Origin of the sequence: Desulfovibrio litoralis DSM 11393, from assembly GCF_900143255.1 — a bacterium.
Classification (GTDB): domain Bacteria; phylum Desulfobacterota; class Desulfovibrionia; order Desulfovibrionales; family Desulfovibrionaceae; genus Frigididesulfovibrio_A; species Frigididesulfovibrio_A litoralis.
Map to the genome: position 1 here is coordinate 1 of NZ_FRDI01000027.1, position 1,196 is coordinate 1,196.

At 47.7% G+C, this 1,196-nt stretch carries 1 rRNA gene; it reads left to right on the plus strand.

The features are described from left to right. Positions 1-41: 41 nt before the first annotated feature. Positions 42-1,196, plus strand: a 23S ribosomal RNA gene (locus tag BT999_RS12235); the annotation flags it as partial.

The window sequence follows — 1,196 nt, forward strand, 5'->3', positions numbered from 1 at the left end:
TGTGGCGTTCTTTGACAATTGAATAGGAAGAGAAGGAAAAGAATAAGTTTTTTAAGAGCAACAGGTGGATGCCTGGGCGTTAGAAGGCGAAGAAAGACGTGATAGGCTGCGATAAGCCTGGGGTAGGCGCCAAATATCCTGCGACCCCGGGATTTCTGAATGGGGAAACCCACTAGAGTTAAGCTCTAGTATCAGACACTGAATACATAGGTGTCATGAAGCTAACCGAGGGAAGTGAAACATCTCAGTACCTCGAGGAAAGGAAATCAAACGAGACTCCCAAAGTAGCGGCGAGCGAAATGGGAATAGCCCAAACCATATAGTTTCGACTATATGGGGTTGTAGGGTCACTATAATAGATCCATGATTAGACAGGGGAAGAGTCTGGAAAGGCTCGGCGCAGAGGGTGAAACCCCCGTACCTGAAATCGAAAGTGGCTAGAGTGATACCTGAGTACCGCGAGACACGTGAAATCTCGTGGGAATCTGGGAGGACCATCTTCCAAGGCTAAGTACTACCTAACGACCGATAGCGAACCAGTACCGTGAGGGAAAGGTGAAAAGAACCCTAGTAAAGGGAGTGAAAAGAACCTGAAACCTGTTGCTTACAAGCTGTGGGAGTTCTGCAATATGAATGACCACGTGCCTTTTGCATAATGAGTCAGCGAGTTACTCTGTACAGCAAGGTTAAGCGAAAGTGTAGCCGAAGCGAAAGCAAGTCTGAATAGGGCGAATAGTTGTGCGGAGTAGACCCGAAACCGGGTGATCTATCCATGAGCAGGTTGAAGCAAAGGTAAAACTTTGTGGAGGACCGAACCCTTAACGGCTGAAAACGTTTGGGATGACTTGTGGATAGGGGTGAAAGGCTAATCAAACTCGGTGATAGCTGGTTCTCCCCGAAATATATTGAGGTATAGCCTCGGAATAGTTTGACGGAGGTATAGCACTGAAAGGGCTAGGGGTCTTACCAGATTACCAAACCCTATCAAACTCAGAATACCGTCTAAACGTTTTCCGGGAGTCAGACTGTGGGTGCGAAGATCCATAGTCAAAAGGGAAACAGCCCAGATCGACAGCTAAGGTCTCCAAGTCCATGCTCAGTGTATAAGGTAGTGGGGGCGCATAGACAGCCAGGAAGTTGGCTTAGAAGCAGCCATCTTTTAAAGAAAGCGTAATAGCTCACTGGTCTAGTGCCCC